Source organism: Chitinophaga sp. Hz27 (assembly GCF_042263525.1).
Classification (GTDB): domain Bacteria; phylum Bacteroidota; class Bacteroidia; order Chitinophagales; family Chitinophagaceae; genus Chitinophaga.
On sequence record NZ_JBHKFJ010000001.1, the window covers coordinates 289247 to 302533 of the forward strand.

At 43.6% G+C, this 13287-nt stretch carries 9 protein-coding genes; 5 read left to right on the forward strand and 4 right to left on the reverse strand.

Annotated elements, in window-relative coordinates:
• Window positions 1–254 precede the first annotated feature (254 nt).
• From ACE38W_RS01430 to ACE38W_RS01445, 4 genes are all read left to right on the forward strand, one after another.
• Window positions 255–4301, forward strand: a complete 4047-nt coding sequence (locus ACE38W_RS01430; protein WP_375828439.1) for a DEAD/DEAH box helicase — start codon at window positions 255–257, stop codon at window positions 4299–4301.
• Window positions 4302–4544: 243 nt separating this feature from the next.
• The gene (locus tag ACE38W_RS01435; protein WP_375828440.1) at window positions 4545–7328 is read left to right on the forward strand and encodes a TonB-dependent receptor; all 2784 of its coding nucleotides are present in this window, start codon (window positions 4545–4547) and stop codon (window positions 7326–7328) included.
• A gap of 9 nt (window positions 7329–7337) precedes the next feature.
• A complete protein-coding gene (locus ACE38W_RS01440) occupies window positions 7338–8096 on the forward strand; it encodes a GLPGLI family protein (protein WP_375828441.1) in 759 nt (252 codons plus the stop codon).
• An 822-nt stretch (window positions 8097–8918) separates the two neighbouring features.
• A complete protein-coding gene (locus ACE38W_RS01445) occupies window positions 8919–9452 on the forward strand; it encodes a hypothetical protein (RefSeq protein WP_375828442.1) in 534 nt (177 codons plus the stop codon).
• A gap of 80 nt (window positions 9453–9532) precedes the next feature.
• Here ACE38W_RS01445 and ACE38W_RS01450 read toward each other — a convergent pair whose 3' ends face one another.
• The 3 genes from ACE38W_RS01450 to ACE38W_RS01460 all read right to left on the reverse strand — a co-directional run bounded on the left by ACE38W_RS01450 (window position 9533) and on the right by ACE38W_RS01460 (window position 11873).
• Window positions 9533–9967 (reverse strand): acyl-CoA thioesterase, encoded by a 435-nt coding sequence (locus ACE38W_RS01450; protein ID WP_375828443.1) that lies wholly within the window; start codon window positions 9965–9967, stop codon window positions 9533–9535.
• Window positions 9968–10037: 70 nt separating this feature from the next.
• Complete coding sequence (locus ACE38W_RS01455; RefSeq protein ID WP_375828444.1) at window positions 10038–10955, reverse strand: helix-turn-helix domain-containing protein; 918 nt, start codon at window positions 10953–10955, stop codon at window positions 10038–10040.
• A gap of 6 nt (window positions 10956–10961) precedes the next feature.
• Complete coding sequence (locus tag ACE38W_RS01460) at window positions 10962–11873, reverse strand: NmrA family NAD(P)-binding protein (RefSeq protein WP_375828445.1); 912 nt, start codon at window positions 11871–11873, stop codon at window positions 10962–10964.
• A 139-nt stretch (window positions 11874–12012) separates the two neighbouring features.
• Between ACE38W_RS01460 and ACE38W_RS01465 the strand changes: the two genes are divergently transcribed.
• On the forward strand, window positions 12013–12594 hold the full coding sequence (locus ACE38W_RS01465; protein WP_375828446.1) for a Crp/Fnr family transcriptional regulator: 582 nt from the start codon (window positions 12013–12015) through the stop codon (window positions 12592–12594).
• Between the two features lie 10 nt (window positions 12595–12604).
• Here the strand turns inward: ACE38W_RS01465 and ACE38W_RS01470 are convergent, their stop codons facing one another.
• Window positions 12605–13225 carry an alpha/beta hydrolase gene (locus tag ACE38W_RS01470; RefSeq protein ID WP_375828447.1) on the reverse strand — a complete coding sequence of 207 codons (621 nt, stop codon included), beginning with the start codon at window positions 13223–13225 and terminating at the stop codon, window positions 12605–12607.
• Window positions 13226–13287 lie beyond the last annotated feature (62 nt).

A 13287-nucleotide genomic window follows, 5' to 3' on the forward strand; every position in this document is an offset into this window, starting at 1 on the left:
AAAACAAAATGAAATAAGTAAAAAAGAGGAGTGAGCTAACAACCAATACAAACCTGCATGGCCTCTGAGAAAGACCAATAATGATGTGAAAAATCCGGTTGTAGCGCAATTATGCTACTACTGGAGGAGGAAGTACGTTTGTAATGAATGGTGTAAACATAGCTGCAAATTAATCATTTCAGGCTACTAATGCAAGTCCGTATGCCCGACCCTTTGCAGGAAAATATTAAATTTGTTGATATTCACTGCCGATTATGTTTGAAGATGCTCAATTCCAGCAGCAATACCGCACGCTGTCCCAGGATGAAAAAATGATGATAGATATATTGTCTATTTATATGTATCCGGTGGATAAACCCACGCTCAACGCCGCAGTAGCTACGCTTAGCCTGCTTCAGCCTACACAAACCAGTGCGCTGTTACAGCACCTGGGCGATAGAGAACTACTGCATCGTAATATTTCGGGAAATTATTTCCTGCCGCTGGAACATTGTCTGCAACTATTCCCGGAGAATATCATGCAAGCCAGCTACCAGCAAATGCTGCAGAAAGTACCGGCGAATGATTTTCATTTCTATAGCGCTCATGCATCCCTTCAGGAAGTACAACGTCTCCTGGTGGCCGCTTTTATTGGTGATAAATCGCTTTTATCCCTGCCTATCCGCAAAATAGAACAACAGCTTTCTGAATACTTACCTTACCTGGCGTGCCTCGCCGGCCGCCCTGCCTATAATTTCCTGCTCAAATTATTCGATACCTCCGCTGTAGAAGCCATGTTTGCCTGGTCTGTGCGGTTCCAGCTCCAACAATTACAACCACTGGGTTTTATCGGGCAACTGAAAAATGCATTACAACCATTTAGTAGCAACGACATCGTTCCGGAAACAGCTGCCCTGCAAGGCCAGCTCACATTGATTACCAAGCCTGCCACCGCTGATGATTACTTCGCCAATGCAGTATATCACCTCTATCAAAAAGCGAATGATCAGGCCAAAAGTAGTTTCGAACAAGGCATCAAAAAACAACGGACATCTGACAAAAAAAATATTATTCCCACCACACCGCTGATGGCATATTATTATGCCTGTACGCTGGCATTGCTACCAGTTTCGGTGGCTACGCCACAGATGCAAAAGGTGACGGAATTCTACGAGCGTAAACATTTTCCTGCCATTATCCCTGCTATCGCCCTGCTGCATCTGCATATGGGCAAGCGCGAAAAAGCGGAAAACCTCTTGCAGCTGATATTTGAAATGGCTGCCAAAGAACCCGATAAACGCCTGATGCTACTACTAAGCATGTGGGCACTGAAATGGTACCATCCCAAAAATAAGCTGCTGCTGATACACCAGGCCAGTTGTCGCCTCTTGCTGGCAAAAGCTGTTGCCAACGGTTACGCTATGCCTACCCTCGAATATCTTTACTACACTCGTGACGAAGGATATGAAGGCTATGAATCGTACTACCAGCAAACATTGGTGGATACAGGCCTTCAGCCACTAGGTACAGGCTCCGTACTGGTGCCGGAGTGGGAGCGGGTGCTGAATGCCTTATTGGGAACGGAAGAAAAGAAAAAAGAAAAAGCAGGTAGCCAATTTCGTATTGCCTATCTCGTTGATCTGGGGAGATATACGATACAACCTTTACAACAGCAGTATAAAGAAGCCACTGGCTGGAGCCGTGGCCGCAACATCGCCTTGTCACGACTGAAAGACGGCACTGCAGAAGGTATGACTGATCAGGATCTTCGTATAGGCAGCACCGTGCAACGTGTCAGCTTTTATAACGCCGGCGCAGACTCCTGGTCATTCGAACAACGCGTATGGCAGGAAATTGCAGGCCATCCGCTACTTTTCAGTGAAGACGACGGCGAAACACCGGTAGAAGTAATCAAGTCAACACCTGAATTGTCTGTGCTTACACATGCAAAAGGATTTTCTTTTAAAACCAATATCGATGATTATACCAGCCCGGTCATCTTTATAAGGGAAAGTCTGACCAGACTGAAAGTGATTCCTGTAAACGCGCAACAGCAGCATCTGCTGCGCACATTGCAACAGCTGCAATCTGTTCCTTCTTCCGGGAAAGATAAGCTGGCAAAAGTCCTGCAGCATTTATCGGCCTACTTCACCATCCATGCGGATATACTTGATACCCCTGCTGATATCAGGAGTATCAAGGGAGATGCCCGCATAGTAGTACAGCTACTTCCGATGAACACAGGGCTGAAAGCCGCTTTCTTCATCAAACCTTTTAAAACTGATCCGCCTTATTGCAAACCTGGACTGGGAGGGAAATCCGTATTGGGGATTATGAACGGAGAACGGTGCCAGGCGTTGCGAGATCAGGAACTGGAATTGGCTAATTTCAATAAATTACTCGGCTATATCCAGGAAAGTATGCTTCAGGAGATTGATGATGATCAGATAATTTTTGAGGATCCTGCCGATTGTTTACAGCTACTGGAAATTATCCGCGAACATCCGGAACTGGCCATAGCAGAATGGCCGGAAGGAGAGCGTTATCGCATCAGCAAACAAGTAGATCTCAAAGATCTGCAGATCTCTATTAAAGAAAAAGATCACTGGTTTACCTGCGATGCCAATATTTACGTAGATGAATACACGGTATTATCTCTTAAAGAATTGCTGGATGATAAAGCTGTAAAGAGACACAAATTCGTAACATTAAAAAATGGGGAGATCATCTCCCTGGAAGATAACTTACGCAAACGGATATACGATCTGGCAGCCTTCATCATGCAGGACGATAAGGAGCTTCGTATACGCCCTATGCTGGCGCCTTTTGCAGCGGAAGCATTGCTGGACATGGAAAAGGTGCAAACGGATAAGCAATGGAAAGCCATGCTGGCGAAATGGCAAAAGGCAAAAAGCATTCAGCCGGGGGTGCCGGCAGGTTTACAAACCAGCTTACGTAACTATCAGGAAGAAGGCTACCGCTGGATGGTGCAACTGGCCTCATGGGGCGCAGGTGCTTGCCTGGCGGATGATATGGGCCTTGGAAAAACCGTACAGGCGCTGGCGTTATTATTGCATCGCGCAGCCGAAGGGCCGGCGCTGATTGTTTGCCCGGCTTCTGTATTACCTAACTGGATCAGTGAAGGCATGCGTTTCGCGCCAGCCTTACAGTTTACAGACCTTAGCAGTGGCAACCGCGCCGCCATCATAAAAAAAGCGGGGCCTTTCGAAGTAATCATCACTACTTATGGCCTGCTGCAATCAGAAGAACAGTTGCTCGCAAACCGCAACTGGACCACCATTGTGCTGGATGAAGCGCATATCATACGCAACCATCAAACCCGTACCGCTAAAGCTGCATATAGTCTAAAGGCTGGTTTTAAACTGGCACTAACGGGAACGCCTATACAAAATAACCTGACTGAAATTTGGGGCCTCTTTAAGTTCCTGAATCCTGAACTATTAGGTAGTCTGGATTTCTTCAATAAACAATATGTATTCCCATCGTTGAGGAATCCGGAAAGCAATGTGAAAAAGCAGCTGAAACGGATATTGTCTCCCTTTATGTTGCGCCGTACGAAAACCGCTGTACTGGAGGAATTGCCACCAAGTACAGAAATTATTAAGCTGATAGAACAATCGCCGGAAGAAACGGCGTTGTATGAAGCCGTTCGCCGTCGTGCATTGGAGTCGCTGACTGCGCAGGAAGGCAACAACGCACAAAGGCATATCCGTGCTTTAGCGGAGATTACCCGATTAAGAATGGCCGCCTGCCATCCTAAACTGGTAGACAGTCAGCTCGAAATGGGAAGCGCTAAGCTGAACGCCTTCCTGGAAATAGTGGACGAGCTATTAGAGAATAACCACAGGGCCCTTGTTTTCAGCCAGTTTGTAAAACACCTGGACCTGGTAAAAGAAGCTTTGTTACAGAAAGGTATACGTTTCCTCTATCTGGATGGCAGCACGCCTATTGCAACAAGAGCCAGACTGGTAAACCAATTCCAGGCAGGAGAGGCAGACCTGTTTTTGGTGAGCCTCAAAGCCGGTGGTCTTGGACTCAATCTCACCGCTGCGGATTATGTTATTCACCTCGACCCATGGTGGAACCCAGCTATCGAAGAGCAGGCCTCCGACAGAGCAAGGCGTATAGGCCAGACAAGACCTGTAACCATTTACAGATTGGTAGCCATGCATACCATCGAAGAAAAAATCCTTACCCTCCACAATACTAAAAGAGAACTCGCCGATCAGTTGCTGGAAGGCGCTGATATGGCCGTAAAACTCTCCGCTGATGAATTGATCGATTTGGTTAACACCTTGTAATACTACGCACCGTTGTTAGCCTGAATGCCGAAGGTGTTCAGGCTAACAACGGGAATCAACCAAACATCTGCTACTCATTTCGTGCACTAACCCTAATCCTCTACATGATAACTAGACTATGATTTAACAGTTGTTTATCAGGCTTGATAAATTCCATATGAAATTTTCGCCGCAATTTTGACGTTACTGGCACCATGTGACGAGCGTAAATGAAAATCTGTACTAAACCCGTAAGGCCTGTAAATGAAAAAAATTCTATTCTTCCTCTCCCTATGCTGCTTTGCTCAGGGATTGCACGCACAGCACGCAGTAATCAGGGGACAAGTAACTGACACACTAAACCGAAATCATCTGCCCAACGCAGTGGTAGCTGTACTTCGCGCAAAAGACTCCATCCTCTGCAAGTACCAACGAACCACCGCAGATGGGAAGTTCGAACTAAAAGATCTCCAGCCTGGCGCTTATCTCGTTTCGATCAGCTATCCCAAGTTTGCTGATTACGTAGAGCCGGTAACGTTAGACTCTGCTACTGTTAAAGACATGGGCAATGTTGGCGTTATTCAGAAATCAAAACTCTTGCAGGAAGTCGTAATTAAACAACAGGTAGCGGCTATACGCTTTAAAGGCGATACCACGGAATTCAATGCGGATAGCTTTAAAACAGCTGCCAATGCCAACGTGGAAGACCTCCTGAAAGTATTACCGGGCATACAGGTAAACAGCAAAGGGCAAATTACCGCCATGGGTCAATCGGTAAAAAAAGTCCTGGTAGATGGTGAAGAATTTTTCGGTGATGATCCTACATTGGTAACAAAAAACCTCCGCGCCGACATGGTAGATAAAGTACAACTCTACGACAAACAAAGCGATCAGGCAGCGTTTACTGGTGTCGACGATGGAGAGAAATCCCGTACCATCAATATAAAACTGAAGGAAGATAAAAAACGAGGCTACTTCGGAAAAGCAGTTGCCGGTGGCGCTACTGAAGGCTATTTTGATACGCAGCTTATGTTTAACCTCTTCAGAGGTAAAAAGAAATTTGCCGCCTACGGCATTGCTGGTAATCTTGGAAAAACAGGCCTGGACTGGGACGAGAAAGATAGATTTGGTTCCAGCAATTCAGAAAATATGACCATGGACGATAGCGGTGGCTTTTATTATTCCAGCTCCGGCGGCGATGATCTCGGCGGTTGGGATGGACACTATAATGGACAAGGATTTCCATTGGCGCAAAACGGTGGCGTGCACTACGAAGATAAATGGAATGAAGATAAACATAGGGTAAACCTCAATGCAAAAGCCATGCATCTTGGCGTGGAACAGTGGTCTCAAAACCTGAACCAGAACGTACTGAATAATCAGGTGCAAATATCGAAAGATACCAGCAGTTCTAAAAACTCCACCTCCAGGATGACGGCCAACGGTGCATATGAACTGAAAATCGATACCATGTCCTCCGTTAAAGTGACAGTTTCCGGCTCAAAAGATAATAGCACCACCTTCTCCCGATCACATGGCACCGTTACCGATGATGCAGGTAACCTGCTGAATGAAAGCAAAAATATAAGAAGTGGCAACGGAGAGGTAAGCAATTTTTCCAGTAGCTTATTATGGCGTCAGAAGTTGAAAAAAACAGGTCGTACCATCTCCTTGAATATCTCCCAGAACTATAACAAAGACAATAAAGCTGGCTTGCAACAGTCAGAGGCAGATGTTTATAAGGAAGGAAAACTGGATACGATGATGGTCGTTGATCAACGAAAGATCAGCAATTCAGAAATGCTGCGACTTAACGGAACTGCTACCTATACAGAGCCGCTTAGCAAGAGAACAAGCCTCGTATTGACTTACGGACTGGATGTAAATAATAATCAATCTGGCAGAAGCTCTTTTAATAAAGATGGAAGCGGAAAGTATGGTGAGCTGGATTCCTTGTATAGCAATGATTTTAGCTATAATGTAATGACGAATAAGGGAGGTCTGGGTGTTGTGTATAGCGATAAGAAAGTGAAGTTCAGCGCCAATGCTATTGCTGGTGCTACCAATTACACACAGGAGAATATGTTTACCGGTAACGTTTGGAAACGAAGCTTTGTAAACTGGAATCCTAATGCCAGGTTCTCCTATAATTTAGGACCTCAGAAAAGTATAAGATTTAATTACTCAGGAAATACGCGTCAGCCAAGTATCCAGGCATTACAACCATTGGTAAGCAATGATAACCAGATCAATATTTTTGTTGGAAACCCTGACCTGAAACCATCTTTCACTAATAACTTTTCTTTTTCCTTCAATCAGTATAAAGTGATGACAGAGCAGGGTATCTGGGCTGGACTCGGCTTTAATATTGCCAGCAATGATTTTACAACCAGCGTTATTACAGATGCAGGAGGCAGAAGTACCACCACCACCGTAAACGTAAATGGCAATTCAAGTGTATACCTGAATCTGGGATTTGATTGGAAGGTAAAGCCGCTGAATTCTCGTGTTAATATTTATACCAATAGCAGTATTGGCAATAGAGTCAATTATGTAAACCTGGTTAAGAACGAAACGAAATCAACTAATATTAATCTGGGAGTGGAGATGAATACGTTCAAGGAAAAGAAATACGAAAACAGTTTCAACGTCTCTGTTAACTATAATACCAGCGTATCTTCCATTCAGAAAAATCTTACTACTTCCTATACCACTTATACCATTGGTGAAAACGTAACCTATCATTTTCCGGGCCGTGTGGATTTAAGTTCAAATATCGAGTATAGTATTCGTCCTAAGACGGCGTTGTTTACCAGCAACAATAACCAGGCTATCTGGGGTGCTGCTGTAGCAAAGAAATTTGGTAAGGAAGAGGCCTTCCAGATCAGGGCTTCTGTAGAGGATATTCTGCAGCAGCGACTGGGTATTAACCGGTATATGAATGCGAATACAGTTACTCAGCAAACCTATGGTATCATTGGGAGATATGCTATGCTGAGCTTTATCTGGAACTTCAAAAAATTTGGTGGCGCACCAGCAACAAAATAATTATAGTTTATGATCAGAAGAATCGCAGTAGTTATTATATGTTGCCTGTTTGGTGCAGGCAAGCTGAATGCCCAGGTAGATATATTTCTGCACAAAGGGAAAATACAATACGAGCGCAAGATGAACATGCATGCGTATATCGATGAGTTGTTTAAAGATGAAGAAAACTCAACGTGGAAAGATATGAGCAAGCAGCGTTATCCGCAGAAGTTTGTAAACACTTATTTCAACTGTTATTTTACAGATACAGCATCTGTTTATATCCCTGAAGAAAACAATAATCCCAAGGGTTTTGAGCAACCACCAGGTACCGAAAATATTGTGTACAATATTTTTGCGTCTAACAGAACGGTAACTAAAAAAGCGCTGTTTGAAACAAATTATCTGATACAGGATAGTATTAGAAAGATAGACTGGAAGATAACCGATGAAACCCGCAACATTGCTGGTTTTGAATGCAGGCGTGCCAATGCGGTGATTATGGATTCTGTTTATGTGGTGGCGTTTTATACAGAGCAGATTATTGCTCCAGGTGGGCCGGAGTCTTTCGCTGGTTTGCCGGGAATGATTTTAGGTGTGGCCTTACCACATGATCACGTTAGTTGGTTTGCCACAAAAGTATTGGTGGAAGATCCGCAGCCAGCAGTGATGCAGCCTCCTAAAAAAGGAAAGGTTGTTACAAGAACGCAACTGCATAATGATCTGATGAAATCCGTAGGACAATGGGGGTCGAGAGGTAAGGTGTTTATCAAAGGTGCAGAACTATAATTTCTTTTGAAAAATATGGGCCGTCTCTAAGCAAAAGAGGCGGCCCTTTTTTATTGCTGAGTACCCCATTTTAAGGTTTCCTATTTTGTTTAATTGTGGAAAAAATTATTTTTTTGGTGGATAAAAAAGAAGCATTTAAATTTGAACTCCTGCGAATCAAATGATTAACTCCTGAGCATAACCTACCACCGCAATCGTCATCAAGTAATTTTTTTAGTCGAAATAAGCAAGCCTGTATCAATATTTATATAAAAGATTGGATTTATATAATTGATAAAAGATACTTCTTTTTCGTAACGTGGAATTATAATGAATGACTGCGGAGTGCTCTCACTCCGCAAATATTTTTTCTGATTCATCTTTTTATTTAAGTCTATTCTATCATATTAACGTGCATGTTCGTCGGACAGAAACTAAACCTGTTTAGATTGGGCGTATTGTTTTTTAATCTTAAAACCGTTGAGAAGTTCATGGAATGAGAATTTTACGTAGACAGAGATCTAAACCGCATTGTCGTTTTACATTCAATGGAACCGTAGCTTTAAGGTAACCGCAACATCTGTAAGATTACGTCACAGCGAATAAGTACGGAGCAAAACGGTACGGACCGGGAGCGGAGAATTTATTAATCGTGTTTTCCGGAACTACTATCTTATGAAACCCTGGCATTTATTGAGCCCCGTTAGCACTTACTAGCTAAGGCAGTTACCCCTTTGACGGTGACATCGTTTACTCATCAACAATGGCCATGTCTGGCCAACGATGGTTTAGCGCAGTCCGGTGGTGGATCTCATTTAACCGATCACCATAAAATACGTCATCATGAAAAATTTCTTTTGTTTGTTGATTGTTTTGTGCGCCACCATGCCGCTGCGCTTATTTGCGCAAGCTACTCCGGTGGCTATGCCAATCGAAGATGAGGATATCGTAATGGAAATCTTCGGAAAAAACAAAGAAGCGCTTATGCAGGATTATCTACGTATTTCTCCACTGGAAGTAAAGTCATTCCAGGAAGCATTGTTTGATTATGAAAATGAAAAAAGGCCATGGCAGGCAGAAAGACTGGCCCTACTCAAAATGTATAACGAAGAATTTGCCTCTATCGACGAAAGAAAAATGAACTCACTCACCAAACAGCTGATGAGCAATGATATGGAATATAGCCATCTTCAGTTACGCTACTTCAGAAGAATGAATAAACTGCTCGGCGCCACACGAGCTGCTAAATTCTTCCAGCTGGACAGCTACTTCGAACAATCCACCAAGGCCTATATACAAAACAACCTCCCTTTTATCAAGGAGTTGGAATCTGACCGGCAAATTTACATTAAAGACAAACCGGTTACCATTCGCTAATGTTCCAGAAACAAAGAAGTCCGTTCCTTTCGACGTTTGGAGCGGACTTTCTTTTTGATATCTTTTGCTGTAGTAGCTTATTAATCCAGCGATTCGTAATCTTCGCTGTATGGCAATGTCTGAAACTTTGCCGCCAGATCTTCCGGTAAAGCAGTTAGTTTCCGTTTGATTACATCAATCCACGCGCCATCTACATTAACAGTAGCAGCCTTCTCGCCATCCCTTCTGTATATTTCATGCTGAATAGACCACCTGCTGCCATCCTTCCTGGACTTCCTGATCACACAGGAAACTTTCAGGTAATCATTTGGTCCCACCTCCCGATGATAGATCAACTCTTCCCGGAAAAGAATAGGCCCCATCTTCAATCGCATCAGATCCTTGACCTCCAGTCCAACACTGGTTAGCATATTCATTCTTGCCTGTGCAGCAAAATCCGCATAAGCTGAATGTCGCATATGCATATTCGCATCCAACTGGGCCCACATTACCGGCCCTTCAAAATATATTTCCATACTTAAATATACGGAAATAGCTATTGATTAAATGATAGCAGGATGTTAATTCTAATTTGTATTAAACCGATTAATTATACATCTTCCTAAAAGCTAATGGCGATAAATTTGTTCTGGCCTTAAATAATTTACTAAAAGATTGAGGATGCTCAAACCCCAGCTCATAAGCTATCTCACTGACTGATAATACGGTAGTCGATAATTGCTCTTTGGCAATAGCAATGATTTTATCATGGATATGCTGCTGGGTACTTTTTCCGGTCACAGTTTTAAGCAGGCTACTCAAATAGTTGGGCGACAAATGCAGTGCGGCTGCAATATCCTGGACCGCCGGCAAACCAGCAGAGGATAAGGATTTGTCGCTGAAGTGTGCCTGTAGCAGTTCTTCCAGTTGTTCCAGTACTTTATGATTACTGATCTTACGGGTAATGAACTGTCGCTGGTAAAAGCGCTCTGCATACGCCAGAAGTACTTCCAATTGTGCCACAACAATATCTCCACTGAATTTATCAATACTGCTATGCAACTCCTCCTGTATGATCCGCAGAATGCCTGTAATGATGCTTTCTTCTTTTTCAGATAAAAACAATGCTTCATTTACTGCATAATCGAAATATTCGTACTGCCGTATTTTGTTGGCCAATGGCGTATGCCAAAGGAAATCAGGATGCACTAACAAAATCAATCCTGAATGTTCCGGCGCCAGTTCCTGATCTGCTTCTATACTAAATATCTGCCCGGGAGAAATAAAGAACATAAGCCCTTCGTCGAAGTCGTACTGCTGTTGCCCATACTTAATTTTAGCACCTGGATTACGTTTCAGCGCGATGGAATAAAATCCCGGCGCAAAGCTGCTGTCTTTAGCGGTGTTATAGTCAATGGCTTCCAGGTCTATTACACTAATCAATGGATGCTCCGGAGCAGGTAACTGCCTTAGCTTGTGAAACTCACTGATCGTATTGACGTGGAGAATAGTTTTTCTGGGCATTGTAAATTATTCGTGTCCTGAAGGTACATCCAAATTAGTTGCATGAAACACCGCCGCAAAAGTGGCGGCATAATCTTCGAGTTTCACCTTCCCCAAAGTTATGGGATGCAGGTCAAAGTCGCCACGCAGTTTACCATTATGTGTAGCTGCTCCTAATTCCGTCAGCGACTCCGCCATAGCAACAGGCACGCCATTGGCCAATAACCCGGCTCTCATCTCTTCATTAGTGAGTACTTTCCATTGCAGGTGAGGTATACCGATAGCTTTCCCTAAGACTGCCGCAATATCATTGCAGCTACGGTCATCGCTGGCTACATAACGCACCTTGTTGCTTGTTTGAGGGTGCAGCAGCTCTTCCGCTACTGCTGCGGCAATGTCTGAAGGCGCTACCAGCAATAGTTTATCCGTACTGCCATAGTTGGCAGCGATGAAACCTGTCGCTTTGATCATCTTCACAAAACTTAACAGGTTATAATAAAAATAACCTGGGCGTACAAACGTTAATGATAACCCTGGTATGGCTTTCAGAATTTTCTCACCTTCATGCGAACCGGTGATAACGCCGGTACCTTTTTCCTGGTCAGCACCATAGCTGCTGAGATATACTACCCGTTTAACCTGCGCTGCCTGAACGGCTTTTGCATAATTATTTGTAACACGGATGTAATAAGCCACTGGATCTGGCTCCCTGAAATTAGGCGGCACCATACAATACACGGCATCGGCGCCCTTGAAGGCCTGGCTTAAGAAATCTGCATCATCAATAGAGCCAATGGCTGCCGTAGCGCCCAATTCATTGATGATGGATCTTTTGGCAGGATTGGTACTGATCACCGTAACATCATGACCGTCATGGACCAAACTATTTGTCAGCGGCTGGCTGATATTTCCTACAGAACCTGTTAATACGATCTTCATATGTTCATTTTTATGAAAACAAAGTTGCTGTCTATGGAAATAACACAGATAACCAAATCGTGGTTTGTTGTAGCCAAACATAAGGGGATATAAAAAAAGGAGACTGGTTATTTTACCGGGAGCTACCTATCTTTATACTATGTATGAGCTTATAGATCAATTTACGGACAAGTGTATCAGCCTTACCCCGGAAGAACGGGCGTATTTTCATTCGCTGCTGAAATTCAAGCGGGTGAGGAAACGTACTTACTTATTACAGGAAGGAGAGGTCTGTGATTTCGAAGCCTTTATCGTAAAGGGTTGTGTACGCACTTATTTTTTAAGTGAAGATGGAACAGAAACGATTTTATCATTTGCCATAGAAAATTGGTGGGTAAGCGATTTGTACAGCTTCACTGAACAGAAGCCATCCAATATGTTTATCGAAACGCTGGAAGATTCGGAACTTCTGATCATTGACTATAAAAGTAAACAAGAGCTGTATAAGAACATTCCTAAATTCGAAACATTGTTTCGCTTATTGGTACAACGTTCGTTGTTTGCTTTGCAACGCCGCTTTCACAGCCTGGTGTCTCAAACAGCAGAGCAACGTTATATTGCCTTCATGGAAAAATATCCTGACATCGTACAGCGCGTGCCACAGAATCAGATTGCACGCTACCTGGGTGTATCACCAGAGTTTTTAAGTAAGGTGAGAAATAGTATGCACAAAAAAAAGTAAGCCCGAGGGCTTACTTGAATATTAAACGGTTGACCTCATTGATTTCATGCTGTGTGATGGTATGTCCCATCTGTGGATAAATGGCGGTGGTTACATCTGCGCCCATATCCTGTAATACTTTGGTGGTTTCGTGTACCCTGGATACTGGTACATGGAAGTCTGGATCGCTGCTGCCTATAAATACAGGCATCTTACCAAAATCACCTTTATAGTTATTGGTGTTAATAGTTTCTCCTATCAGGCCACCGGTAAAGGCTACCGCACCACCATATTTTGCCGCATTGCGAGCAATAAATTCCATTGTCAGGCAAGCACCTTGTGAGAAGCCCAGAAAATAAATATTTTCTTTTTTGATACCTGCAGCAATTACTTCATCGGTCAATTGCTTAACAACATCCAGCGCACTGCTTAGCCATGGCTCGTTTTCAGCGACGGGGGCCATGAATGACTGTGGATACCAGGTGTTGCCAGTGGCTTGTGGCGCTAACAAAGCAAAATCACTGGTATGTAAGTGTGGCGCCAATGTAAGGATATCACGGGCTGTAGCGCCACGGCCATGAATCATGATCAATGCCTTTTCTGCTTCTGCTACTGGTTTGCCAGCAGCAATAACTTTATATTGATGTGCCATAATTAGTTCCTTCCTATTGTTTGATATTTAATAGGGTGGCTATGAATGAACACAGCCACCAC